The sequence below is a fragment of the Clostridium sp. SM-530-WT-3G genome (assembly GCF_012843905.1).
In the GTDB taxonomy this organism is placed as follows: domain Bacteria; phylum Bacillota; class Clostridia; order Clostridiales; family Clostridiaceae; genus Clostridium.
The window spans coordinates 137,299-162,488 of the sequence record NZ_JABAGC010000001.1 but is presented as its reverse complement, the minus strand read 5'-3'; the positions used below and the strand labels follow the sequence as shown (position 1 = coordinate 162,488).

Genomic DNA, 25,190 nt, shown 5'->3' with positions numbered 1-25,190 from the left:
ATTGGTAAATATAAATATATTTTGTTAAATAATAACATTATATGTTACAATATACTTAATTTAATATTATATGTAAAACAGTTGATGAAATTATATTGTTTAATTTATAAAAATAGGATGTGATGGTAATGTACAGTATACTAATTGTAGATGATGAAAGAATAGAACGTAGAGGTATTAAATTTTTATTAAAACAAACTAATATTGAATTAGAAATATATGAAGCATCTAATGGAAAAGAAGCTTTAGAGTTTCTTCAAAAAAACAATGTTGATATATTATTTACAGATATAAAAATGCCTTTTATGGATGGAATTCAATTAATTAATGAGGTAAAGAAAAATAATATAGAAAACAAAATTGTGATATTTAGTGGTTATGAAGAATTCGAATACGCAAAGTTTGCTACAAAAATGGGTGTTTTAAATTATATATTAAAACCTGTTAATCCTAGTGAATTTAAAGAAACAATAAATAAAATAATAAAGGATATTGATAAAGAAAAGAAAGAAAACAAAATTAAAAATATGAATTTAGACTTTATGAAAGAGCATATATTATATTCTTTAGTTAACGGAGCAAATTATACTGATGTAGTAAATAGGACTAAAGAAATAATTAATTTAGATTTTTTGAAATTGTATAACAGACTGTTTTTAATTGAATTTAATAATGATTTCTTTGGAGATGATAAAATTGATTTTAAAAATTTTATACATAAGAATCTTAATTATGAATTCCAATACTTAAATTTAAATTTACGACAATCTTTACTCATATTTATTGATAATAAAGAAAGTGATGAAACTCTGAAACAAATAGGTCATAGTATTCATAATATTGTTTATAAAGAATATAAAGTAAACTGTTATATAACAGTTGGACAAGAACTAAAAGATATTGCTAATATTTCTGAATCATTCAGTAAGATGGAATTAACCATGGAAAGAAAGTTCTATTATACTGATACCTATGTATTTTTAGATAGCGAAGAAATTGAAAATGATATTAATCTCAGCAATGACAGTATATTAAAATCAATTAAGAAAGATATAAAATTAAAAGAAATAGATTTATTAAAGAAAGACCTTAATATGTTATGTAATAAATTCAAGAAGGAAGATAATATGCCACAAGTTTATCTTAAATTTACTTTTTCTGAGATACTAAAAGAATTGTATAAAAACATGACTGACGTAAAGGAAAGCGATTTCAAAAATGATTTAGCCAGACTATACAAGGCGCCAGACTTTACTAATGTTATTAACGTTATAAATGAATATATTGATATGATAAATACAAGTGATTCTAATGATACAACTATAGTGCATAAAGAAATTGAAAGTGTAAAAAAGTTTATATTAGAAAACTACCAAAAAGATCTCAGTGTAGATATATTAGCTTCAAATGTATGTCTTGCTCCAAGTTATTTAAGTTATGTATTTAAAAAGGAAACAGGTCAAAATATAAGCAAATATATTAAGGCATGCAGGATGAATAAAGCCAAGGATCTTCTTGAGAATAGTTATGAAAAAATAGTTAATATAAGCTATGCAGTTGGATATAGGAATGTATCTTATTTCTGTCAGAGTTTTCGTGAATATTTTGGAATTAGTCCTCAAAAATATAGGAATGAAGGTGAATCTTTAGATGAAGATTAAAGGTTTTGTAAGTGATCTGAAATTTAGATACAAGCTTCTTTTGACTTATATTATACTTGGATTTGTTCCTATAGTTGTGCTAGCAGTAATATGGTATAACCAGACAAAAGAAATAGTGATAAATCAGGAAAAAGCAAATATAAGGAATTATTTATCTCAAGCAGTATCAAATATGGACAACCAACTTAGAATATATAATAATTTATCAGATTATATAGGTTTTAATCAGACCATTTCTAATGTGGTAAACCATAATTATAATAGTTATTATGAAATGTATGATCAGTTTTCGAGTATTCTGGATCCAATGCTTTCTTCGTTGAAATATTTTCACAGTGATATTAATAGAGTAACTATCTATGCTAGAAAAGGTATAGTAAAACATGATACTACTATTGCTCCAATATCAGAAATCGAACATAAAGAATGGTTTGATGATTTAAAAGATAATAGCAATATTCATTGGTACGTATCAAAAGAAAATAAGAAAGCATTTTCTGCTAGAAACATGCCTACTCTTCATTTGAATTCTGGCTTTGGAGTATTATATTTAGACGTAGATTATAGTAAATTATTTGAGTCGTTTAACAACATGAAGGATTCAAATTATGGCATATTTGTAATAGATAAAGATGGCAACAACATATTAGAAGTATCACGCTTTGAAGATATAAATCAAAATATGCAGATGACCTATGAAGAATATAAAGATAATAAGAAAAATAATAAACTTGGCAATTATGCAATTGTTGAATGTAGTTCAAATTGTGAAAATTGGTCAATTATCTTATATAAACCAGAAAGTCTTATATATAATTCTATTAATAGTTTATTTACAAAAACAGCAGGAGTTATTATATTTTTGATTATATTATCCATTACTACATCCACTTTTTTATCTAAATTTATGGTTTTAGACATAGAGAAATTACGAGCTGATATGGAAAAAGTAGAAAAGGGAGATATGAATGTCACTATAAACAGCACTAGAAGAGATGAAATCGGATCTTTAATAAGAGGATTTAGAAATATGATATTTCAAATTAAATCTTTAATAGAAGATGTTTATGAAAGCAAAATAATACAAAAAGATTATGAGATGAAAGCGCTTCAGGCTCAGATTAATCCTCATTTTCTTTACAATACACTATCATTAATAAATTGGATGGCTATTGAAGCTGACCAAAAAGAAATAAGTAAAATTACTTTGACTTTATCTACTTTTTATAGAACTGCTCTTAATAAGGGGAAAAATATACTTACAATACGAGATGAATTAAAAAATACAAAATCATATTTAGATATCCAGCTTATGATGCATGATTATGAATTTGACGTGATTATGGATATAGATGAAGAAATATTAGAATATAAGGTTTTAAATCTTATATTGCAGCCATTAGTTGAAAATGCTATAGATCATGGAATAGATTTGAAAACAGATGGAAGAGGAAAAATAAAAATAACAGGAATAAAAGAAGATAGTAATATATATTTGATTGTAGAAGATAATGGAGTAGGAATGGAACAGAATAAGATAAACACTATACTTACTAATAAGTCTAAAGGATATGGTGTACGTAATGTTAATGAAAGAATAAAACTATATTATGGTGATTATTATAGTATGCAGGTTGAAAGTGAACTGGAAATAGGAACAAAGATAATAGTGAAAATACCAGCTGAATTATAAAAAAATGATAAGTTTTTTAAAAAAAGTAAAATATTGATATGTTTCTAAATTTTTTTATATTTACCGTTTGTCCCACAAAAAGTAAAATTATATTGTAAACAAGAATACGATTTCAGAAAACGAAATCAAAAAAAGAAAAGAGGGCGTAAATATGAAAGTTAAAAAGGTATTGTCAATTTTATTAACTGCATCAATTGCAGCAACTTGTATGTTAGGATGTGGATCTTCAAGCACAGCTAACAAGAGTGAATCAGGTTCAGCTGGTTCTTCAGATACAACTATTAAATTAAAAGTTTGGGCTCCACAAGAAGATCAAACTCCAAGTGATAAATATCCAAACGGTATTATTCCTTATCTTTGTGATAAGTTTAATGAAGAGCATTCAGAATGGGACATAAAGTTTGAATATGCAGCAGTATCTGAAGGTGATGCTAATAAAGAAGCTTTAAAGGACTTAGATGCTACAGCAGACGTATTCTTATATGCAAATGACCAAATTCCAAGTATGGTTGAAGCGGGAGCTATTTCTAAACTTGGTGGTAAATATGTTGATGAGATGAAAGCAAATAACAGTGAAGCAATGGTTAATTCAGTAACATATAAAGATGGAGTTTATGGATTCCCATTTACACCAAATACATTTATGTTATTCTACGATAAGAGCAAATATAGTGCTGATGATGTAAAGAATCTTGATAAGATGATGAGTAAAGATTTAGGAGATGGAGTATCTAACTTCTCATGTCCAATTAATAATAGCTGGTATATTTCTTCATTCTACTATGCAGGTGGTGGAGAATTATTCGGACCAAATGGTACAGACGAAAATGCTGGAATGACATTTGGGGATCACCCTGAAGTTACTAAATATCTTGTAAACTTAAAGAATAATCCTAAGTATTTCTGTGAACCAGCTGATTCAACAGGTGCTTCATTAACTAAATTTACAGATGGTAAATTAGGAGCATTTACTACTGGTTCTTGGGATGCAGCAGCAATTAAAAAAGCTTTAGGTGATAACATGGGAGTAACTCAACTTCCAACAATAACATTAGATGGACAAGAAAAACAATTAAGATCTTTTGCAGGATCAAAAGCAGTTGGTGTAAATCCTAAGTGCAAGAACATGGAAGTTGCAGTAGCACTTGCAGCATACTTAGGTGGAGAAGAATCACAAAAATTACACTATGAAGTTAGAGGATATGTTCCAACTTGGAAATCAGTTACAGAATCTGATGAAATTAAAAATGATGCAGTTGCTTCAGCTGTAATTGCAGAAATAAACAATGCTTCTAAAACTCAACCAATGGTTAAGAAAATGGACAACTACTGGAGTCCAGCAGAAGCAATGGGTAAATCTATTATCCAAGGGGATATAACTTTAGAAAACGCTGAGCAAAGGACTAAAGATATGGGCGAAAGCATGAACAAATAGTATTAGTAATATTTATTAAACTTATAAGGAGCCTTATATAAAGGCCCCTTATATAAAAAGGAGGAATGTAAGGTGCTAAAATTCGAACCAAAAGAACCTTCAAAGAATACTTCTGCAATTGATAAAATGAATGCAGAATATACGGTTTCAAATGCATTTAAATATGGTGATAAATTTACTAAGCTATCAATGTTTATATTAGGTGCTGGAAACCTTGCTCATAAAGAGTATACAAAAGGTATCTTATTTTTATTAACAGAAATTTTATTCATAGTTCAATTAATCACAAAAGGATTTAATTCAATATATATGTTAGGATCACTTGGTGAAAAAGAAACAGGTGAAATATTTAATGAATCTAAACAAGTGTATGAGTATATTATAGGCGATAACTCAATGCTTATTCTGCTATATGGTGTTGCCACATTTTTTATGATAGCAGGTTTCGTAGTAATATGGAGAGCAGCTGTAAAGTCTGCATATAAAGTACAAGTTAAGAGTATGAGAAATCAACATATTCCTACATTCAAAGAGGAAATGTTAACATATTTAGATGGTAACCTTCATAAAACTTTATTATTCTTACCATCAATGGGTATTATATTATTTACTATTATACCAGTAATATTTATGATGACTATGGCCTTTACAAATTATGATAGAGACCATCAACCGCCAGGAAACTTATTCCACTGGGTTGGATTGACAAATTTCCGTCAATTATTAGATTTTTCAGGTGAACTTGGACGTACATTCTGGCATGTATTAGGATGGACAGTAGTATGGGCAGTATTTGCTACATTCTTGAATTATTTCTTTTCTATGGTAATTGCATTAATAATCAATCGTAAAGGAACTAAATTTAAATCATTCTGGAGATTTGGTTTTGTATTATCAATAGCCGTTCCACAATTCGTATCATTACTAATTATGAATACAATGCTTCAACCAGAAGGTGCTGTTAATATTCTACTTAGAAATTTAGGCTTCTTAGCACAAGGTCAGTCACTTCCTTTCTGGACTGATGTAACTTGGGCACGTGTAACTCTTATAATTGTTAACTTATGGGTTGGTATTCCATATGGTATTTTAACTATGACTGGTATTCTTCAAAATATTCCAGAAGATTTATATGAAGCTGCTAGAGTAGATGGAGCAAACCCTGTAACAATATTCTTCAAAATTACATTACCATATATGTTATTTGTAACTGCACCAAAATTAATTACTGATTTTGTTGGAAACATAAATAACTTTAATGTAATATTCTTATTAACTGGTGGTGCACCAGCAACAATGGAATATTACAAGATGTCAGCTGGTAAAACAGACTTACTTGTTACATGGTTATATAAATTAACTATAGATCAAAAAGACTACAACTTAGGTGCTGTTATAGCAATATTTATATTTATACTATCAGCCGTTTCTGCACTTGTTGTATTTAAGAGAACTGGATCATATAAAAATGAGGAGGGATTCCAATAATGAAGAGCAAAAAAGCAATAACCAACACACTTGTACACTTATTTCTTGCAGTTTTAGTTTTCATATGGGTACTTCCTATAGCTTGGGTAATTTTAATATCATTTAGAGGTGAAAGTGGTGCATATACATCAACTTTCTTACCTAAATCATATACAATAAATAACTATGTAAGATTATTTACTGAAACTGATTTATTTAATTTCCCTAGATGGTTTGGTAATACATTTGTTGTTGCAATATTCAGCTGTTTATTATCTACATTCTTCGTATTATCAGTGGCTTATGTAATGTCAAGAATGAGATTTAAAAGCAGAAGAAAACTAATGGATATATCATTAATTCTTGGTATGTTTCCTGGTTTCTTAACAATGATTGCAGTTTACTACATCTTAAAAGCTATGGGATTAACTGAAGGAGCTTTAAAACTTGTATCTTTAGTGCTTGTATACTCAGGAGGAGCAGGTATTGGATTCTTCGTAGCTAAAGGATACTTTGATACAATTCCAAAAGCAATTGATGAAGCAGCAATTATTGATGGATGTACAAGATGGCAAATCTTTACAAGAATAACTATACCATTATCTAAACCAATTATAGTACAAACTATAGTTACAGCATTCATTGCTCCTTGGATAGACTTTATATTTGCAAAAGTTATTTGTGGTACAGATACTCAATATTACACAGTAGCAATTGGTTTATGGAATATGCTTACTAAAGAAAATATAACAAACTTCTATACAAGATTTGCAGCTGGTGCAGTATTAGTTTCTATTCCAATAGCAATTTTATTCTGTTCAATACAGAAATATTATACACAAGGTAGTGCAGGTGCTGTAAAAGGTTAGAAAAATATTGTTACAGAATATAATTTGATGTATTATATAAAATATGACAAATTATGTATTCTGGGAGGAAGAAATATGAAAAAGCCTTTAATTTTTATATTTGCATTAATATATATATTACAAAACATGATTGGGTGTTATAATAACACCCAATCATTTCATAATAAAGAGCAATTTGATAAAGAGTATGAAGAAGCGTGTAATACTCCCTTTGGCAGATATCCTGAAACAATAACTTATACATTAGGTAAAATGACAGGAGAGAATAATTCTAATATGCCAGATGGTGATACTTATGAAAATAATGCTTATACTAGATATCTGAAAAATAAAATTAACATACAAAATGTAGATGTATTTGAAGATATCGAAAATAATTATAATAATATGCTTAATATGGCTATTTCAGAAAATAACATCCCAGATATAATGGTTGTTAATGATTATTCTTATTTAAAACTTCTTATAGAAAATGATATGATTGAGGATTTAAGCGACGTTTATGAGAAATGTGCTAGTCCAAGAATTAAAGATATTTATAAAAGTTATGGTAAAGATATTTTAGACAATGTGACTTTTGATGGAAAGCTTATGGCACTACCTGAAACAAATATTGATAATGGTCCTAATATGCTGTGGCTTAGGAAAGATTGGATGGATAAGTTAGGATTAGAGCCACCAAAAACATTAAATGATGCTGTTAATATAATACATGAATTTATTGATAAGGATCCTGGCAATAATGGAGATGGAAAAACAATAGGACTTGTTTGTTCTCCAGAATTAACTAATGAGCGTGGATATAGTTATACTGGACAAGCTGATGTGATTTTTGCCTCTTTTAATTCATATCCAAAGAAATGGATAAAGAATTCAAATGGAGATATAGTTTATGGATCAGTACAAAAGGAATCTAAAAATGCTTTAGCCTATTTAAATGAATTATATAAAAGTGGAATTTTAGATAAACAATTTTTGTTGCGTAATCAGAATAATATTGAGGATATTATTATAAATGGAGAATGTGGTGCATTTTTTGGACTATGGTGGTCACCTAATAATCCATTAATAGGTTCTTTAAAGCATGATCCTAATGCTGACTGGGAGCCTTATATGATACCTACAAATAATGATGGAAGTACAAGCTTTTGCTCTCAAAATCCAAGCAATAAGTTTATTGTTGTAAGAAAAGGATTCGAGCATCCTGAAATTGTTATGAAGGAATGTAGTGCTCTTTTTGATTATTTTAACAATAGCAATAAAGAAGCATATGAAATAAAACAATACTATGTTGATAATGTAGATCCTACTGCAAGACCATTTTCAATAAATGTAGATTACAAAGAGGCTTTAGTAAATGGATATAAGAATATAACAGCAGTTTTAGAAGGTAAAAAGGATGTTGATGAACTGCAGCTTATTGAATATTCGTATTATGAGCAATGTGCAAGATATTTAGAAAATCCAAAAGATGCGTCTATGGAAGACTGGGCTGCATATAAATCTAGAATTAGTGCTACATCTCTTTTATTTAATTCAAAGCTGAATAAGGTTCAAACATACTTTTATAATAAAAATACTGATACTATGTCAAAAGTTTGGTGGAAGCTGAAGGAATTAGAAAAACAGACATATTTGAAGATAATTACAGGTGAAGAATCTATTGATTACTTTGATAAGTTTGTTGAAGAGTGGTACAGACAAGGTGGCGGTACAATTACTAATGAAGTAAGAGAAGAGGTAAAATATAGTAGTGGAAAGGATTAAAATATGAAATTTATATATGGAAAAAATGATTGGAGTTCAATGGAAAGAGGACAAGAAAACTGCTTTATCCTAACAAATGGATTAGGCGGTTTCTCTTCTCTAACCATAATTGGTTCAAATGCTAGAAATGATCATGCTATTTTAATGGCATGTCTAAAAGCACCCAATAATAGATATAATTTAGTTTCTAATATAGGAGAAACTTTAAAGGTTAAAAATAACTCATATGATCTATCAAGCCAGGAATATTTAAATTCAAAATTAAATAGGAATGGCTTTTTTTATGAAAGTAAGTTTGAGTTTGAGTATGTTCCAAAGTGGACATATCATATAAATGGATTTGAAATAAATAAAATAATAGTTATGAAGTATGGACAAAATGCTGTAGGTATAAAATATGAAGTAAACAATTTTTCAGACGAAAAAGGAACATTACTATTGACTCCATACTTAGAATTTGTTCCTAAAGGATATCTATTAGAAAAAACTCAAAATTTTATTACTGATGATAATAAAATTCAAAGTAATAATATAAGTTTAAACTATAAAACTAATGGAAAAGTAAGCGTATTTGAAACCGAATATATTGATAATATTCTTTATTCTCATGATGAAAGAGATGGAAGGGATAAAATTGGACGTAATGCTTATAACCACACAATAGAATTTACTATTGAACCAAAATCCAATAAAGAATTCTATGTTATTTATAGTACAGATGAAATATGTGAAACTATTGATGAAATGATACTTAATGAAATTAACTATAGAAAGAAATTACAATCTCAAAGTAAAATAAAAAGTGAAGTTGGTAAGATGTTAGCTATGGCTGCAGATGATTTTATAGTTAATAGAGAATCTACAAATGGTAAAACTATAATAGCTGGATATCCGTTTTTTAGTGACTGGGGAAGGGATACTATGATAGCACTGCCCGGATTGACTCTTGCAGTAAATAATTATGAATGTGCAAAAAGTATACTAAGAACCTTTATGCAGTATTGTAAGAAAGGAATTATGCCGAACCTCTTCCCTGAAGGTGAAAATAATGCCATGTATAATACAGTAGATGCTTCGCTGTTGTTTATAAATACAGTTTATGAGTATTATATGTTGACAAAAGATTTAGATTTTATAAAAGAAGCTTATGTAATAATGGAAGATATTATTTACTGGTATAAGAATGGTACAGATTTTAATATAAAGATGGATTCTGATGGACTAATTGAAGCTGGAAGCAACTTAGATCAAGTTACATGGATGGATGTAAGAATTAATGATATTCTTCCTACACCTAGACATGGAAAACCTGTTGAAATTAATGCTTACTGGTATAATTCTTTAAATATAATGGCTGATTTAGGAAAGATTTTAGGCAGAAATGTAGATGATTATGAATTGCTAGCTTTAAAAGTAAAAAAGAGCTTTAATGAAAAGTTCTGGAATGAAGAAAAATCATGTCTTAAGGATGTGGTTTCAGATCATGATTATGATAATCAAATAAGGTGTAATCAGATATGGGCTGTATCTGGACATTTTTCAATATTATCTCCAGAAAAAGAAAGAAAAGTAGTTGATACTGTATTTGAAAAATTATATACACCTTATGGACTAAGAACATTATCTTGTGATGATCCTGAATTCAAAGGTTTTTATGGAGGAAGCCAATACAATAGGGATTTAGCATATCATCAAGGAACAACATGGGTATATCCTCTTGGTGCATATTATATGGCATATTTAAAAGTTAATGGCTATTCAAAAAAATCCATAGAAATAGTCAAAAATCAGTTAAGTATAATGGAAGCAGCCTTAAGAGAAGGATGTATAGGCCAGCTTCCAGAAATTTATGATGGTATGAATCCTTCAATATCAAAGGGGTGCTTTGCTCAAGCTTGGAGCGTAGGCGAAATATTAAGAGTATATAAAATATTAGAAGTAAAAGGAGAAGAAACATGCTAACACCTATTGAATTAAAAAAACTTTATTCTTCAGATGAATTTATTGAAAAATACACATATTCAAATAATGATTTAGGAATAACTTATACTAAAGAAAAAACTATTTTTAAAATATGGGCACCAACTGCTGAAAAGATAATATTAAATATTTATAAGAGCGGAAATTATAATGAAGAGGATAGAATCCTTTGTCGTGAACTGGAGCCTAAGGAAAAAGGAATATGGGAATGCATAGTTTATGATGATCTTAACAACTTATACTATGATTACAAGATTTATGTTAATGATTCGGTTAATTATACATGTGACCCATATAGTATAGCTTGTGGAGTAAATGGTAAAAGAAGTATGATACTTGATTTAAAGGATACAAATCCTGAAGGTTGGGAGGAAGATTATATAAGAGACAGAGATGATAGATATCCAGTAATATATGAACTTCATATTAAGGATTTTTCTTATGATAAAGCAAGTGGAATAAAAGATGAATATAGAGGTAAATATCTTGCTTTTACTCAAACTGGAACTACCCTAAACAATGATAAAATTCATAAAACAGGTATAGATTATTTAGAATCCCTAGGAATAACTCATGTTCATTTATTACCTTGTTTTGATTTTGGTTCAGTAGATGAAAGCTTAAAGGATGACACTCAATTTAATTGGGGATACGACCCTGTAAACTATAATGTACCAGAAGGTTCTTATTCTACAAATCCTTTCGATGGTAGCGTTAGAATAAAAGAATTTAAGCAAATGGTACAAGCTCTTCATAAAGCAGGAATAAATGTGATTATGGATGTAGTATATAATCATACTTATAATTTAGATACTTCATTGCAGAAGACAGTTCCATATTATTATTACAGAGTAAATGAAGATGGAACGTTGTCTAATGGATCTGCATGTGGAAATGATACTGCAAGTGATAGAGTAATGTTTAGAAAATATATGGTTGATTCTATTGTATACTGGGCAAAAGAATATCATATTGATGGTTTTAGATTTGATTTAATGGGACTTCATGATGTTGAAACCATGAATGAAATAAGAAAATCTTTAAATGAGCTTCCAAATGGAGAAAAAATATTAATGTATGGTGAGCCATGGGCTGCAGATGATACATCAATGGAAAACAACGCCATACCTGCATTAAAGAAAAATATAGCTTTATTAGATGAAAATATAAGTATTTTCTGTGATGATACTAGAGATTCTATAAAGGGACATGTATTTTATGGTGAAGTACCTGGATTTATTAATGGCGGTAAAGGATTTGAAGATAAGATAAAATCATGTGTATTAGGGTGGTGTAAAAATAACAAGGAATATTCGCCAAAATCACCAAAACAGATTATATCATACGTATCTGCCCATGATAACTTTACGTTATATGATAAGTTAATTGAAACATTACGAAAAGATAAAGACTATGAATCATATGATGAAGAAATAATAAGATTAAATAAACTCGCTGCAGTCATAACTTTTACATGTCAAGGAATGAATTTCATTCAAGCTGGAGAGGAATTTGCAAGAACAAAGCATGGAGAAGATAACAGCTATAACTTATCACCAGAGCTTAACATGATAGATTGGAATAGAGCTTATGAATTCAAGGATTTAGTTGAATATTACAGAGGGCTTATAGTATTAAGAAAACTATTTAAACCACTTAATAGTTTTAATAATGATAATTTAGAGCTATATGATTTTGATGACACAATTCATGAAGGACTAGTTTCATATACACTTAGAAATTATGATGATTCTCTTGATTTGTATAACAAACTTTATATAGCTTACAACAGTAGTTTAGATAATATCCATATAAAACTTCCAGAGGGTAAGTGGCAGCTTCTACTAAATGAAGAATCTTCAGAGTTGTATTATTCTGATATTAATGTATGTGATGAAATAATCATTCCAAAGCAAAGTGGAATAATTTTAGGGCAAAAATAAATTAATATAATAACATAATTTACGCATACTAAATAAAGATATTATTATTGAAAGGCGTGAAACTATGTTTAATGTTCCATGGATAGAATATGTAGGATATGCGGCTTCAATTCTTATAGGATTATCAATGTTTATGAAAAATATTATCAAACTTAGATTTATTAATCTTATAGGAAGTATATTGTTCGTGTTTTATGGTTTTACAATAAAAGCTTATCCTGTTGCAATAGTTAACTTAATTATAGTATTTGTAAATATTTATTATATTTATAAGTTAATGCAAGAAAAATAACATAAAATATATTTAAAGAAGAACATAAGGGTTATGTTCTTCTTTTTCTTTTCAATTTATAATATTATTTGTTAATAATTCAAAAATAAAGGGTATAATTAGTGTTTTAAGAGTTAAAATACGAAAAAAAATAAAAAAATAATAAAAAACATTCGAAAAAAGTATTGAAAAAATCTAAAATATAATTTACTATAATTAAGTGACAATTACATATACGAAAGAGTGAGACAATGAAAAACTTATTTAAAACAAATGGTAAACTAGACAATTATTTCGGTCTTAGTAAAAATAATACGAATGTTAAGACAGAATTTATTGCTGGACTTACGACTTTTATGACTATGGCATATATCTTAATCGTAAATCCATCGATTTTATCAGCAGCAGGAATGGATAGTGGTGCAGTATTTACTGCAACAGCATTGTCAGCAGTAGTAGCTACTTTAATCATGGGTATTTACGCAAAGCTTCCATTTGCTCAAGCTCCAGGTATGGGTCTTAATGCATTCTTTGCTTATACAGTAGTTCTAGGTATGGGATATTCGTACCAATTTGCATTAACAGCAGTGCTTTTAGAAGGTCTTATTTTTATATTTTTAACATTATTTAATGTACGTGAAGCAATAGTAGATTCTATTCCAACAAATATTAAAAAAGCTATTTCTGTAGGTATTGGATTATTTATTGCATTAGTAGGACTTCAAGGTGCAGGAGTAATAGTTCATCCTGAAGATGGTGGAACAATATTAGAATTAGGAAATATAACAAGCGGATCGGGACTTTTAGCTATAATTGGTATTTTAATAACTGGTATTCTTTATATTAAAAATATAAAAGGTGCATTATTTATAGGAATGTTAATAACAGCTATAATAGGTATTCCATTAGGAGTTACAACAGTACCAACAAGTATTTTAAGTATGCCTCCATCAATTGATTCATTATTATTCAAATTTGAATGGCATAATATCTTTTCATTAGACATGGTGATAGTTTTATTCACATTATTATTCATGGATATGTTTGATACTATAGGAACTTTAGTTGGTGTAGCTACAAAAGCTAAGATGTTAGATGAAAACGGAAAAGTACCTAACATAAAGAAAGCTTTATTTGCAGATGCTATTGGAACTACATTTGGTGCCTGCGTAGGAACAAGTACAGTAAGTACTTTTGTTGAAAGTGCTTCAGGAGTTGCTGAAGGTGGTAGAACAGGATTAACAGCAGTATCAACTGCAATAATGTTTATATTATCATTATTCTTTGCTCCACTATTTGGTGCTATAACTTCAGCAGTTACATGTTCAGCATTAGTATTAGTAGGATTATTTATGATCGAACCTATTAAAGAAATAGAATTAAGTGATTTTACAGAAGCAATACCTGCTTTCTTAACAATAATCATGATGCCATTATCTTACAGCATATCAGATGGTATAGTATTTGGAGTTGTATCTTACATAGTACTTAAGATTTTTGGTGGAAAAGCAAAAGATATTAGTATTACTACAGTAGTAATAGGTATAATATTTATATTAAAATTTATAATTAAATAGGCGGTGATTATTTTAGAAATCTGAAGGTTAGAGTTATAATCTTCAGATTTCTTTTTATTTGTCTACAATGCAAAAGCTACACACCGCTTATTTCATAAAAAGTGGTGTGTAGCTTTTTAAATAAAGACTATTTTATTATTCTACATCAGCAGATTCATTTGCTTCATCTTCATCTATAATTTTATTGAATATTTCTTTTACTTTATTAAATGTTTCTTCATTATCTATGTTAAGAAGTTCAAAATCATCAGAATCTTTTTCTTCATGATATTCATACATGAAAGCTCTATGTCCATCTTCATTTACAAGAGCTATGTAATATTTAGAGTTAAATTCAATGATATCTATAACTTTGCATTGTAATTCAGTGCCATCATCTAAACTTAAATTCATTGTTCTACCTTTATATGAGTTTTCTTTTAAATTTATCATTGTTATCACCTTTCTGTTTTTTTATTTTAATTATACATTAAAACAAAGAAATTATACATTAAATATTTATTTTTTAGTGTTGATAATGCATTATGTTATTATTTACTTTAGTATATAAAAATATTAATATTTGAATAAATATCCACATATTTTGAATATAGTGTATAATTAATTATAACAATAAGCAAATAGGGGCTGATATCATGAAAGATATAACAATAAAATATATAGGTGTTAAAGATAAACTGTTTAAGCAAGTTGCACTTTTAAGATATAAGATATTATTTGAACCATATCATAAAATTAACAAGTATATATATGATTCTCTTGATAATATAAGCTATCATTTAGTTGCTCTTGATAAAAATAAGATTGTGGGGTACTCAAGACTTACTAACATTGATGGAAAAGGAAAAATAACTAATGTATTTGTTATTCCTGAATATGAAAATCTTAAGATTGGACATAAAATGCTAAACAAGCATATAGAAAAAGCAAAAAAAGAAAAGTTTACTCAGCTATATTTAAATGCAAGAATTAGTACTATAAATTTTTATAAAAAAGCAGGCTTTGTTGAAGAAGGAGAACCTTACATATCTGATAAAAGTGGGTTAATGCTTCAAAATATGATTATGTATTGCTAGTCTTACAATAAAGAGTTTAAAAATACACACTTTAATTGTATAATATAGTTAAAATATTAAAATTATGGATGAAAAGTGCACTTGTGTATTATGCATCCATATATACATTAAAAATAATATTAGGGGGAATAATCATGAGGAAAATTCACAAAGTATGGCTTGTAGGTCCAGAAACTAAATTAGGACAGGCAATTCTAATATCTCTTGATCAAAAGTTCATTAATACTTTAAGTACAAGTATTGAAGATGTTGATGTAAATGTTATTGATGAAGCTTTAGCATTTTGTTATTTAAATCAGCCGGATGCCATTATTAATTGCTATGATTTTAATGATATTGATGAATGCAAAAAGAATCCTGAAAAAGCATATAAGATCAATGCTATAGTCGCAAGAAATTTAGCTATATGCTCAAGGAAAATAGGTGCTAGATTTATTCACTTATCTACTGATAATGTATTTGGACTTGAAAGTGATACACCTTATACAGAATTTGATGAACCAAATGCAACAAGTGTATATGGAAAATCAAAATTAGAGGGTGAAAAATTTGTAAGGGATTTAAGTCAAAAATATTTTATAGTACGTACTGGGTATGTATATGACAAACAACATAATTATATCGATAATAATTATGACTCAAGCAGAAAAATCTGTCCTACAAGCACTTCTGAACTTGCAAAATTTATTGTAATGCTTATGAACACACCAGAATATGGAGTATATCATGCACATAGCAGAGGTTACTGCACTCGTCTAGAATTTATCAGTAAATTAGAAGAATATACTCCTGAAAAAATTAATTTTAACGAAAAAAATGAAAAAAGTGAAAAAAGTGAAATTAAAAATATTCAGCTAGATGATTTTATGTTAAGAGTATCAAATCTTTATGAATTTCCTACATGGGAAGAAGATATGTTAAATAGCATTAAGAATAAGTAATAAAATAAGGGGGAATATGTATGGAACAAGTTAATACAAAGAAAAAAATAGGTTTAACAACCCTAATATTTATTGCACTGCTTTTAGGGGCATTAGCAGGTGTGATTTTGCACTATTTAGTTCCAGATGGATCAATAAAATCGTTTTTTGTAAACGGGGTATTTTATATTATAGGTAATGGTTTCTTAAGAGCAATGCAAATGCTAGTTGTACCTCTTGTTTTCTGCTCATTAGTATGTGGAAGCATGTCTATTGGCGATACTAAGAGACTTGGAAAAGTTGGGGTTAAAACAATGTGTTTTTATCTTTTCACTACAGCACTTGCTATAACAGTAGCATTAACTGTAGGTAATCTTATAAATCCTGGTATTGGATTAGATGTATCATCTCTTCAATCTGCTCAGACAACAGTTCCAGAATCTAAAAGTTTTGCAGATGTAATACTTGACATAGTACCTAAGAATCCAATTAATTCACTAGCTCAAGGTAATATGCTTCAAATAATATTATTTTCTTTAATAATTGGTATAATACTTGCAAAAATATCTGGTGAAACTCCTATAATTGAGAAATTCTTTAATGAAGCAAATAGAATAATGATGGAAATGACTATGCTTGTTATGAAGCTTGCACCTATTGGTGTTTTCTGCTTAATAGCAAAGACATTCTCGGGAATAGGATTTAGTGCATTCTTACCATTAATCAAATACATGCTTGGTGTATTCATAGCTCTTGGATTACAATGCTTTGGAGTATATCTTGTATTACTTAAATTATTTACTAAGCTTAATCCAATTAAATTTATTAAAAAATTCTTACCTGTTATGGGATTTGCATTTTCAACAGCAACATCAAATGCTACTATTCCAATGTCTATAGAAACATTAAAAACTAAAATGGGTGTATCTAAGAAGATATCATCATTTACTATACCTCTTGGGGCAACTGTAAATATGGATGGTACTGCTATTATGCAGGGAGTAGCAGTTGTATTTGTAGCTCAAGCATTTGGTATCAACTTAACACCTACAGATTATATAACTGTTATTGCAACAGCAACACTTGCTTCAATTGGTACAGCAGGAGTTCCTAGTGTTGGACTTATAACCTTATCTATGGTATTTGCTTCTGTTAACTTACCAGTTGAAGGTATTGGACTAATAATGGGTATTGATAGAATATTGGATATGACAAGGACAGCGGTAAATATAACTGGAGATGCAGTATGTACAACAATTGTTGCTCAACAGGATAATGCTTTAAATATGGAAGTATTTAATGCTGAATAGTAAAACATTAACTTTATAATAACTTTAAGGACTTATCATTATTCAGTGGTAAGTCCTTTATTTTAGTACATGAAACTACATATTTTTATAATATTAAAAGGTTACTTTTTTACTTACATGTATTACTAAAGGTTATAAAATTCATACCGTTGCCACAAATGGCAACGAAATTATATAAAAACAATTAATATGATAAACTTTGATTATAGTACTGGTAAAAGTAGTAGTCATACTGTATTTAATAAAAGCTTTGATTGTATTATAATAATATCATTGCCACAAATGGCAACGATATTTTATGAAAAACAGTTAGCGTTATAAGGAAACACCTCTTCACATACGTTTAGAGGTGTAAGTTCGAGAAACGAAATGCAAGATTTGGACTCTCACTTAGGAGGAATATATATAAATGAAAAGAATTAATATTTTAAATGAAGATACAGCTAATAAGATTGCTGCTGGTGAAGTGGTTGAAAGACCTTCGTCTGTGGTTAAAGAATTAGTTGAAAATTCTATAGATGCAAATGCAAAAAGTATTTTAATAGAAATAGAAGATGGTGGCACATCTCTTATACGTATTGTAGATGATGGTGATGGAATATATAAGGATGATATAAAAAAAGCATTCTTACCACATGCTACAAGTAAAATAAAAGAATCAGAGGATATATACAATATACATACTCTTGGGTTTAGAGGTGAAGCTCTTCCTTCAATAGCTTCAGTAGCCAAGGTCAATTTAAAATCTAAGATTAAAGATGATGAGTTTGGTTATGAGATAAGCATTGAAGGAGGAAAGTTCTCAGAAGTAACACAATGTGGTATAAATAATGGAACTATAATCGAAGTACGTGATTTATTTTTCAATGTTCCAGCTAGAAAGAAATTCTTAAAATCAACTTCTAAGGAAGCTTCACTTATAAATGATATAATTACAAGAATTGCTTTAGCAAATCCTAATATAAGCTTTAAACTGTTTAATAATTCTAAAAAGGTTATACATACTTTTGGAAATGGAGATATAAAAGATACTATTAGAATGATTTATGGCAAGAATATAAGTGATAATATATTATATTTTGAAGAAAGTGATGACCTTGTTACTGTTTATGGATATGTAGGTAAGGAAGAAATAGCTAGAGGATCAAGAAATAATCAGAGCATATTTGTAAATAAGAGATATATAAAGAATAGAAGTTTAGCTGTTGCTGTTGAGCAGGCGTTTAAATCATTTTCTACAGTAAATAAATTCCCTTTCTTTATTCTATTCATTGAAATATATCCTGAATATGTAGATGTAAACATACATCCAACAAAGGCAGAAGTGAAATTTAATGATGAAAGAAGTATTTTTAAAAAGATATTTGGTGCAGTTCATAAATCTTTAAGGGATGAAGTATTTGATAATTTTGCTATAGAAGAAGAGGAAAAAACAGAAGTAAAACCTGCTCCATCATTTGAAGAAATAACATTTAAAATCAAAGAGGAAGAGGAAAAAGTTAAATTAGCTAATAATGCTTATAAAGCAAGTACCTCTTCTACAAATTCCTCTTCAATTGATTCATATAATAGTGTAAGTTCAAGAACAACTTATGATAATTATAAAAATAATGATTTAATGGTATCAGATAACAAAAATGATACAAAGAAAGAAGTTATTTTACCTGTTGATTTAAAATCTCACAAAGAAGAAACTAATTATAGTAGTAATTTTGAAACTAAAGAAGTAATTCAGGAAAACAATGAATATGAAGAATATTCATCTAGTATTGATAAACAATTAAATGATAATGATTATTTTGCGTCTAATATGAATATGAAATTTAATAATGAAGATAACAAGGATTCCTTAACATACGGTAATTTATCATATAAGGAATCTAATCATGTAGATGATACTGAAGATACAGTATCTCAAAATATATCTGTTGCAAATGAAGCTTCTATAGACAACAATATAACACCACAGGAAAAAAGAACTGCAAAATTTCCACCCATTACTATAATAGGACAGTATAATAAGACCTATATATTAGGTGAATATGATGGCACTCTTTATATGATAGACCAGCATGCTGCTCATGAAAAAATATACTTTGAAAAATATTTAAAAGAGATAGAAAATGGAGATATTATAGTTCAACCACTTATGGTACCAAGTGTATTGGATCTTACAATGGACGATTACTCTTATTTTGAAGAAAACAAAGAAGTGTTTAAAGAAGCAGGATTTACTTTAGAGGAATTTGGTGGTACTACATTAGCACTAAAAGAAGTTCCATATTTCTTAGGTAAATTAAATCCTAAAAGACTATTCCTAGAAATATTAGATAATTTAAAGAATCTAGGTAATGGTAAAACTATAGAAGTTAAACATAATGCTATAGCAACTAAGGCATGTAAGGCAGCTATTAAAGGTAATGATGAGTTAGATATGAAGGAAATGGTTAAGCTTGTAGAGGATTTGAGATATATAGATGATCCATTTCATTGTCCTCATGGAAGACCAGTAATAGTTAAGTTTACTAGTACAGATATAGATAAGAAATTTAAGAGAATCGTTTAAAAATTAATAATAAACTAAATAATCTTATATATAGTAGACAATATTATTCTTAATGTGTTTTTATATATAAGAACGACTACAAATTGGAGGTTTACTATGAAACAAAAACTTTTAGTTCTTGGAGGGCCTACAGCAGTAGGAAAGACAGAACTTTCTATAAGACTTGCAGAAAAACTAAATGGAGAAATAATATCAGCTGATTCTATGCAAATATATAAATACATGGATATTGGTTCTGCAAAAGTTACAAAAGAGGAAATGAGAGGCATTAAACATCATTTAATTGATGTAATAGAACCAGATGTACCATTTTCAGTAGCAGATTTTAAAGAACATGGAGATAAAGCATTAAAAGACATAATCAGCAGAGGTAAATTTCCAATTATAGCTGGAGGTACAGGTTTATATATTAACTCACTTACATGTAATATGACTTTTACAGAAGCAGAAAAAGATGAAGAATATAGACTTGAACTAGAAAAACTTGCAGATGAAAAGGGAAATGAATACATACATGATATGTTAAAAGATATTGACCCTATAAGTTATAAGGAGATTCATTTTAATAACAGAAAAAGAGTAATAAGAGCACTGGAAGTATATAAACTTACTGGAAAACCTTTTAGTTCATATAACGCTGGAGAGGATTTTTATAAAAGCGATTATGATGTCCATTATTATGTGCTTAATATGGATAGAGAAAAGCTTTATAATCGTATTAATAAAAGAGTAGACCTAATGATGGAAAACGGTCTTTTAGATGAGTGCATAAAGCTTAAAAATTTAGGGTATACTTCAGATATGCAGTCAATGCAAGGGATAGGATATAAAGAAATATTATATTATCTTGAGAATAAAATCTCTTTAGAAGAGGCTGTAAACATGATTAAACAAGGTTCTAGAAATTATGCTAAAAGACAGCTTACTTGGTTCAGACGTGATAAAAGATGTATTTTCTTAGATAAAGATATATTGAGTGATGATGAAATAATAAATAAAATACTAACTGAGCTTGAGGTATAATTAAACTTCTTGATGACATAAATATAAAGTAGAGTTATAATAAAATTAGAATTTCACTGTGGAGGTGTATAGTTTTGGTCAATAATAAATCAACTAATAATCTTCAAGATATTTTTTTAAATAATGCAAGAAAGTCTAAAGTACCATTAACAATACATTTGATGAATGGTTTTCAATTAAAAGGGTTAGTAAAAGGATTTGATAATTTTACTGTAATATTAGATTGTGATAACAAGCAAATGATGATATATAAGCATTCTATATCTACAATAACACCAAGTAAACCAATCTTATTTACAGATGATGAATATGAAAACAAAAATAAATAGGCATCCGTTGCCTATTTATTTTTTGGAATAGTTACCGTATTTAATAGTTAGAGTTTTAAAACTAAAACTTTTAAATTGTATATAAAAAGTAATTACATGAAGGAGAAGCAAAGAAACATGTTAAAAAAGACAGAAGAATTTTTAAAGAAAAACTATAATATTAGCGACAAGACTTTTGAGATATATAGACAGGCCATTGATGATATAGCAGAACAATTCAAAGAATACGACATGATAAGAGAATTCAATCAATTAAAAGTCTTAAATGCATTCCAAGAAGAAAGAATAAGTGATTCACACTTTACAAATACAACTGGATATGGTTTAGATGATTTAGGACGTGATGCTCTTGATAGAGTATATGCAAGAATATTTAAAACTGAAGCTGCACTAGTAAGACCTCATATTGTTAGTGGTACTCATGCAATAGGATGTGCTATAGCTGGCAATGTAAGACCGGGAGATAAGATATTATGTGTATCTGGTATGCCTTATGATACTTTACTTGGTGTTTTAGGTTTATCTAAAAAGAAAAATCCAGGTTCATTAGATCAATATGGAATTACAACTGAAGTAGTAGAATTAGATAAAGAAGGTAAATTCCAATTTGATCTTATTAAAGAAGCTTTAAAGGACGAAAGCATAAAGCTTATACATATACAAAGAAGTACAGGATATGCTTCAAGAAAATCATTCTTAGTATCTCAAATAGCAGAAGTTATTGAACATATAAGAGAAGTAAGAAAAGACGTAATAATATTTGTTGATAATTGTTACGGTGAATTTGTTGAAACAATAGAACCAACAGAATTTGGAGCAGATATTATGGCTGGTTCACTTATGAAGAACATAGGTGGAGGAATAGCACCAGGTGGCGGTTACATAGTAGGTAAACAAGAATATGTTGATGCAGCTGCAAGCAGAATGACTGTGCCAGGTGTAGGCGGAGAATACGGAGCTACTTATGGCCTTATGAGAAGCTTCTATCAAGGATTATTTAGTGCTCCTCATGTTACAATGGAAGCAGTTAAAACAGCTATATTCACAGCTAGAGTAATGGAGATAGCAGGTTTTAAAGTATTTCCTAAATCAACTGATAAGAGAACAGATATAATTCAAGCTATAGAATTTGGTGATCCAAAGAAATTAGTTAATTTCTGTAGTGGAATACAAGCTGGATCTCCAATAGATGCATTTGCAGTATGTGAGCCATGGGCTATGCCAGGATATGATAGTGAAATAGTTATGGCAGCAGGAGCATTTATATCAGGTTCTACAATAGAATTATCAGCAGATGGTCCAGTAAGAGAACCATATATAGCTTATATGCAAGGTGGATTAAACTTTGACCACGGTAAGATTGGTGTACTTATAGGATTAAGTAAAGTATTAGAAGTTCATAATAATTAATTTGTTAAAAGTATGGATAAAAGAGTAGGGTAAGCTTAAAGTTTATCCTTCTTTTTATATATTTATCTAAATTATTTAGAATAAGTCAGATAAATATATAAAAAGCACACAATATTGTAATAAAAATTGAGTGCTTTTGTTGTTTATTATAATCAATTATTTTTATATTTCATAAGTTTGTTGAAATAATACTATGTTTTTAATACGCTCTGTATATACCAACAAGCTTTCCTAAAATCAAACAATTGTCAACTATAATAGGGCTCATAGTATCATTTTCAGGTTGAAGTCTTATATGGTCTTTTTCCTTATAGAATGTCTTTATAGTAGCACTATCATCAATTAATGCTACAACTATTTCTCCATTTGCTGCATCATTACAGCTTTCAATTATAGCTAAATCATTATCATTAATGCCTACTTTTATCATACTTTCCCCAGAAACTCTAAGCATAAATAGTTCTTTATCGTGCTTAATAAAATTAAGTGGTAGGGAGAAAGTGTCTTCAACATTTTCCGTTGCTAGTATTGGTAACCCTGCTGTAATCTTACCAACTATAGGTATATTAATCATTTCAGTTTTTGGAGTTGAAAATTCTGCTATTTCAAGTGCTCTTGGCTTTGATGGATCTCTTTTTATAAGACCTTTCTTTTCTAGTCTTTTTAGATGGCCATGCACAGTTGAAGTTGATCTTAATGATACAGCTTCACATATCTCTCTAACTGATGGAGGATAACCTTTACTTTCTGTATAAGATTTTAAAAATTCATATATTTCTAATTGTTTATCTTTTCTCTCTGCCATCACACACACCTCTCTATTCATAGCATAATTATATCATATAAAATAAGCTATAGCAAACCTATGTTCTATCATTTGTGTTTCCCAATATTTCTGTATAATTATAGATTTTTAGCATATTAACACAATTACATGCAATACTATAAGCAATTTATTTCTTAAGTGTTATTATAAAATAAGAATATAGTAAATTTAATAAATATATTATTGTTATGAATATTTTTAACAGAAAAATGGTCATTTACTTAGATAAAATTAAATGATATACTTATTCAGGTTTTTAAAAATATTAATTATAAGAACTATGTGATTAATAAACAAATATTTTGTTTATGAAATACGAAAGGATAAGGTGAAAATGGTGATTACTATAGGAGCTATGATCGGTGCAGGTAAAACTAGTTTAGCAAAGCTGCTTGGGGAACATTTTAATACAGAAGTATTTTATGAAAGTGTAGATGACAATCCTATACTTCCGTTATTTTATACAGCAAGTGAAGAAGAGATACAAAAGCAGAGATATCCTTTTTTACTTCAACTTTGGTTTTTAAATACAAGATTTAAAAGTATTAAAGCCGCACTTACTCATAAAAATAATATTTTAGATAGAAGTATATATGAAGATTGGTATTTTGCAAAAGTAAATAGGGATTTAGGCAGAATATCAGATTTAGAATTTAGTATGTATGAAGGTTTATTAGAAAACATGCTTGAGGAATTAGATGAACTTCCTAAAAAGGCGCCTGATTTAATGATTTACCTTAGAGGAAGCTTTGAAACTATTCTTAAAAGAATAAGAGATAGAGGAAGAGGATATGAACTAGATGAAAGTTTAGTTGATTATTATAAAATACTTTGGAGCGGATATGATGAATGGGTAGAAAAACATTATGATGCTTCTGAAGTTTTAATAATAGACATAGATCAATATGATTATGTAAACAACAAAAAAGATGCAGATAAAGTTATTAAAATGGTTGAAGAAAAGTTAAATGAAATAAGAGGCTAATGTCATTATAATAATTTATAAAATGCTAAAGAATAAAATTTTTATATGCTTTATTTGACTAAAACAAACTAATCTGTTAATA

21 protein-coding genes are annotated in these 25,190 nt (G+C 28.5%); 19 read left to right on the top strand and 2 right to left on the bottom strand.

Annotated features, from left to right (window positions below):
• Positions 1-128: 128 nt before the first annotated feature.
• The 10 genes from HF850_RS00770 (at position 129) to HF850_RS00725 (ending at position 14,663) form a co-directional block, all read left to right on the top strand.
• Positions 129-1,661, top strand: a complete 1,533-nt coding sequence (locus HF850_RS00770) for a response regulator (RefSeq protein WP_169103565.1) — start codon at positions 129-131, stop codon at positions 1,659-1,661.
• Complete coding sequence (locus tag HF850_RS00765; protein WP_169103564.1) at positions 1,651-3,354, top strand: histidine kinase; 1,704 nt, start codon at positions 1,651-1,653, stop codon at positions 3,352-3,354. Before HF850_RS00770 ends, HF850_RS00765 begins: the two co-directional genes overlap by 11 nt.
• A 151-nt stretch (positions 3,355-3,505) precedes the next feature.
• Positions 3,506-4,789 carry an extracellular solute-binding protein gene (locus tag HF850_RS00760; protein WP_169103563.1) on the top strand — a complete coding sequence of 428 codons (1,284 nt, stop codon included), beginning with the start codon at positions 3,506-3,508 and terminating at the stop codon, positions 4,787-4,789.
• Positions 4,790-4,861: 72 nt separating this feature from the next.
• A complete protein-coding gene (locus HF850_RS00755) occupies positions 4,862-6,277 on the top strand; it encodes a sugar ABC transporter permease (RefSeq protein ID WP_347564360.1) in 1,416 nt (471 codons plus the stop codon).
• On the top strand, positions 6,277-7,125 hold the full coding sequence (locus tag HF850_RS00750; RefSeq protein WP_169103562.1) for a sugar ABC transporter permease: 849 nt from the start codon (positions 6,277-6,279) through the stop codon (positions 7,123-7,125). The genes HF850_RS00755 and HF850_RS00750 overlap by 1 nt, the downstream gene beginning before the upstream one ends.
• Before the next feature lie 75 nt (positions 7,126-7,200).
• Positions 7,201-8,892 (top strand): extracellular solute-binding protein, encoded by a 1,692-nt coding sequence (locus HF850_RS00745; RefSeq protein WP_169103561.1) that lies wholly within the window; start codon positions 7,201-7,203, stop codon positions 8,890-8,892.
• 3 nt (positions 8,893-8,895) lie between these two features.
• The gene (locus HF850_RS00740) at positions 8,896-10,854 is read left to right on the top strand and encodes an amylo-alpha-1,6-glucosidase (protein ID WP_169103560.1); all 1,959 of its coding nucleotides are present in this window, start codon (positions 8,896-8,898) and stop codon (positions 10,852-10,854) included.
• Positions 10,848-12,815 carry a type I pullulanase gene (gene pulA / locus HF850_RS00735; RefSeq protein WP_169103559.1) on the top strand — a complete coding sequence of 656 codons (1,968 nt, stop codon included), beginning with the start codon at positions 10,848-10,850 and terminating at the stop codon, positions 12,813-12,815. The genes HF850_RS00740 and pulA overlap by 7 nt, the downstream gene beginning before the upstream one ends.
• Positions 12,816-12,879: 64 nt before the next feature.
• Positions 12,880-13,107 (top strand): YgjV family protein, encoded by a 228-nt coding sequence (locus tag HF850_RS00730; RefSeq protein WP_169103558.1) that lies wholly within the window; start codon positions 12,880-12,882, stop codon positions 13,105-13,107.
• Between the two features lie 230 nt (positions 13,108-13,337).
• A complete protein-coding gene (locus HF850_RS00725; RefSeq protein ID WP_169103557.1) occupies positions 13,338-14,663 on the top strand; it encodes an NCS2 family permease in 1,326 nt (441 codons plus the stop codon).
• Between the two features lie 135 nt (positions 14,664-14,798).
• On the opposite strand, the gene HF850_RS00720 is transcribed toward HF850_RS00725, so the two are convergent.
• Positions 14,799-15,095 (bottom strand): DUF1292 domain-containing protein, encoded by a 297-nt coding sequence (locus HF850_RS00720; protein ID WP_169103556.1) that lies wholly within the window; start codon positions 15,093-15,095, stop codon positions 14,799-14,801.
• 203 nt (positions 15,096-15,298) lie between these two features.
• On the opposite strand from HF850_RS00720, the gene HF850_RS00715 reads away from it, so the two are divergent.
• From HF850_RS00715 to HF850_RS00685, 8 genes are all read left to right on the top strand, one after another.
• A complete protein-coding gene (locus HF850_RS00715; protein ID WP_169103555.1) occupies positions 15,299-15,739 on the top strand; it encodes a GNAT family N-acetyltransferase in 441 nt (146 codons plus the stop codon).
• Positions 15,740-15,873: 134 nt separating this feature from the next.
• A complete protein-coding gene (locus HF850_RS00710) occupies positions 15,874-16,680 on the top strand; it encodes a sugar nucleotide-binding protein (RefSeq protein WP_169103554.1) in 807 nt (268 codons plus the stop codon).
• 20 nt (positions 16,681-16,700) lie between these two features.
• Entirely contained in the window at positions 16,701-17,969 is a 1,269-nt protein-coding gene (locus tag HF850_RS00705; RefSeq protein WP_169103553.1) for a dicarboxylate/amino acid:cation symporter, read from the top strand.
• A 189-nt stretch (positions 17,970-18,158) separates the two neighbouring features.
• Entirely contained in the window at positions 18,159-18,290 is a 132-nt protein-coding gene (locus tag HF850_RS15945; RefSeq protein WP_279285819.1) for a hypothetical protein, read from the top strand.
• A gap of 88 nt (positions 18,291-18,378) precedes the next feature.
• Positions 18,379-20,535 (top strand): DNA mismatch repair endonuclease MutL, encoded by a 2,157-nt coding sequence (mutL, locus tag HF850_RS00700; protein WP_169103552.1) that lies wholly within the window; start codon positions 18,379-18,381, stop codon positions 20,533-20,535.
• Between the two features lie 96 nt (positions 20,536-20,631).
• Entirely contained in the window at positions 20,632-21,558 is a 927-nt protein-coding gene (miaA, locus tag HF850_RS00695) for a tRNA (adenosine(37)-N6)-dimethylallyltransferase MiaA (RefSeq protein WP_169103551.1), read from the top strand.
• A 74-nt stretch (positions 21,559-21,632) separates the two neighbouring features.
• The gene (gene hfq / locus HF850_RS00690; protein ID WP_169103550.1) at positions 21,633-21,887 is read left to right on the top strand and encodes an RNA chaperone Hfq; all 255 of its coding nucleotides are present in this window, start codon (positions 21,633-21,635) and stop codon (positions 21,885-21,887) included.
• A gap of 117 nt (positions 21,888-22,004) precedes the next feature.
• On the top strand, positions 22,005-23,297 hold the full coding sequence (locus HF850_RS00685) for a methionine gamma-lyase family protein (protein WP_169103549.1): 1,293 nt from the start codon (positions 22,005-22,007) through the stop codon (positions 23,295-23,297).
• Positions 23,298-23,496: 199 nt separating this feature from the next.
• Here the strand turns inward: HF850_RS00685 and lexA are convergent, their stop codons facing one another.
• A complete protein-coding gene (gene lexA, locus HF850_RS00680; protein ID WP_169103548.1) occupies positions 23,497-24,102 on the bottom strand; it encodes a transcriptional repressor LexA in 606 nt (201 codons plus the stop codon).
• A 355-nt stretch (positions 24,103-24,457) separates the two neighbouring features.
• Between lexA and HF850_RS00675 the strand changes: the two genes are divergently transcribed.
• The gene (locus tag HF850_RS00675) at positions 24,458-25,108 is read left to right on the top strand and encodes a deoxynucleoside kinase (RefSeq protein WP_169103547.1); all 651 of its coding nucleotides are present in this window, start codon (positions 24,458-24,460) and stop codon (positions 25,106-25,108) included.
• Positions 25,109-25,190: the final 82 nt, after the last annotated feature.

What these genes read in the sequence shown, in the direction of transcription:
- HF850_RS00770 (WP_169103565.1), top strand. Translation starts at nt 129, where the DNA reads ATGTACAGTATACTAATTGTAGATGATGAAAGAATAGAACGTAGAGGT.
- HF850_RS00765 (WP_169103564.1), top strand. Translation starts at nt 1,651, where the DNA reads ATGAAGATTAAAGGTTTTGTAAGTGATCTGAAATTTAGATACAAGCTT.
- HF850_RS00760 (WP_169103563.1), top strand. Translation starts at nt 3,506, where the DNA reads ATGAAAGTTAAAAAGGTATTGTCAATTTTATTAACTGCATCAATTGCA.
- HF850_RS00750 (WP_169103562.1), top strand. Translation starts at nt 6,277, where the DNA reads ATGAAGAGCAAAAAAGCAATAACCAACACACTTGTACACTTATTTCTT.
- HF850_RS00745 (WP_169103561.1), top strand. Translation starts at nt 7,201, where the DNA reads ATGAAAAAGCCTTTAATTTTTATATTTGCATTAATATATATATTACAA.
- HF850_RS00740 (WP_169103560.1), top strand. Translation starts at nt 8,896, where the DNA reads ATGAAATTTATATATGGAAAAAATGATTGGAGTTCAATGGAAAGAGGA.
- pulA (WP_169103559.1), top strand. Translation starts at nt 10,848, where the DNA reads ATGCTAACACCTATTGAATTAAAAAAACTTTATTCTTCAGATGAATTT.
- HF850_RS00730 (WP_169103558.1), top strand. Translation starts at nt 12,880, where the DNA reads ATGTTTAATGTTCCATGGATAGAATATGTAGGATATGCGGCTTCAATT.
- HF850_RS00725 (WP_169103557.1), top strand. Translation starts at nt 13,338, where the DNA reads ATGAAAAACTTATTTAAAACAAATGGTAAACTAGACAATTATTTCGGT.
- HF850_RS00720 (WP_169103556.1), bottom strand. Translation starts at nt 15,095, where the DNA reads ATGATAAATTTAAAAGAAAACTCATATAAAGGTAGAACAATGAATTTA.
- HF850_RS00715 (WP_169103555.1), top strand. Translation starts at nt 15,299, where the DNA reads ATGAAAGATATAACAATAAAATATATAGGTGTTAAAGATAAACTGTTT.
- HF850_RS00710 (WP_169103554.1), top strand. Translation starts at nt 15,874, where the DNA reads ATGAGGAAAATTCACAAAGTATGGCTTGTAGGTCCAGAAACTAAATTA.
- HF850_RS00705 (WP_169103553.1), top strand. Translation starts at nt 16,701, where the DNA reads ATGGAACAAGTTAATACAAAGAAAAAAATAGGTTTAACAACCCTAATA.
- HF850_RS15945 (WP_279285819.1), top strand. Translation starts at nt 18,159, where the DNA reads ATGATAAACTTTGATTATAGTACTGGTAAAAGTAGTAGTCATACTGTA.
- mutL (WP_169103552.1), top strand. Translation starts at nt 18,379, where the DNA reads ATGAAAAGAATTAATATTTTAAATGAAGATACAGCTAATAAGATTGCT.
- miaA (WP_169103551.1), top strand. Translation starts at nt 20,632, where the DNA reads ATGAAACAAAAACTTTTAGTTCTTGGAGGGCCTACAGCAGTAGGAAAG.
- HF850_RS00685 (WP_169103549.1), top strand. Translation starts at nt 22,005, where the DNA reads ATGTTAAAAAAGACAGAAGAATTTTTAAAGAAAAACTATAATATTAGC.
- lexA (WP_169103548.1), bottom strand. Translation starts at nt 24,102, where the DNA reads ATGGCAGAGAGAAAAGATAAACAATTAGAAATATATGAATTTTTAAAA.
- HF850_RS00675 (WP_169103547.1), top strand. Translation starts at nt 24,458, where the DNA reads ATGGTGATTACTATAGGAGCTATGATCGGTGCAGGTAAAACTAGTTTA.